Annotated in this window: 1 protein-coding gene; it reads left to right on the forward strand. The window is 42.1% G+C overall.

Annotated features, from left to right (window positions below):
* On the forward strand, positions 1–801 hold an 801-nt coding region (locus GGR08_RS07955), incomplete at its 5' end, for a phage late control D family protein (RefSeq protein ID WP_246350234.1).
* Positions 802–1,249: the final 448 nt, after the last annotated feature.

The raw sequence follows: 1,249 nt of genomic DNA on the forward strand, positions 1-1,249 counted from the left end.
TTTGGCTATGAGAACAGTATTCGTGCCTTTATGGGGCGTTTTGTTGTTGAGTCGGTTATCAGTTTTGGTGGGAGTGATGGAGAGATTTTGCGCCTTTGTGGCAAAAGCGCTTCGATGCAGAAAGAACTTAAAGAACAGGCGAGTGAACATTTTGACCACCAAACCATTAGCGAGATTGTTGGGATACTTGCTAAACGTCATGGTTATCAAACAAAGGTCAGTCCCCAGTTTACCAAACAAACTCTTCCTTATGTGATTCGCACAAATCAATCTGTTGTTGACTTTTTAACTCGTCTTGCCGATCGCATGCAGGCGCGTTTTTTGATCAAAGACCATAAGTTTTTATTTTTAAGCGGGGACAATTTACCAGCCCTCACCCTCCATCAACATGACTGTTCCAGTTGGGAATTCACATTAGAGCCACGTACGCAATATGGCATCATTGAAGCTTCTTATTTTGATCGTTCAAAAGGGCAACAGTGCCAAGTCAAGCATCAAACAGGTTTTAGCGGTCCTGTGCGTCGTCTGCGGACTTGCTACCCTTGTGAAGAGGAAGCACGAGCTGCCGCTGCCTCTGAGTCGGATCGGCTTTGCCATGCAGTGGGCAGTGGCTCCTTAACCTTAGAAGGACGCCCTGAAATCATGGCTGATCAACCTCTGCTCCTACAAGGGTTTCGTGGAGAAATCAATGGACCATGGAAAGCCGCAACCGTTACCCACAGCTATGAAAAACAAAGCGGATACATCACAGAAATCACACTCGAGGCACCAAACAAGGGAAAAGAGGCAGGAGAAAAATAAACCTTGGAGAGACAGAAAATCAAAGGGTAATGTTTACCCTTTGATTGGTGATGAAGGGCATTTAGAGGAATAGGGACAATTTGTCCCAATTGCTAAAACGAGAAATAGGATCAAGTTGATCCAATTGCATGAGTATAGCAATAGGATAATGTTTACCCAATTCCTCAAAGGAGCAATGGTGCAAACATTGCACAATTGCAGACTGAAGAGCAATTTGGTCAAGTTGACCGAATTCCTTAAACGCTTCTCTTTTTAATAATGTCCTGAATAATGTGCTTAGGATACAGAAAAATCATCAGTCAATTTATGCTAAAAGAGGTGAACACATCTTATATACGCTTTATATACACTGCTTCTCAAATAATACGATTCCAACTCAATGATTGATCATCAAAAATTGCGATTTTGAGCAGAAAAGAAAAAGAGGCTTTAAATGATCTTTGAAAGG

This window comes from Bartonella fuyuanensis (genome assembly GCF_014197255.1).
GTDB classification, from domain to species: domain Bacteria; phylum Pseudomonadota; class Alphaproteobacteria; order Rhizobiales; family Rhizobiaceae; genus Bartonella; species Bartonella fuyuanensis.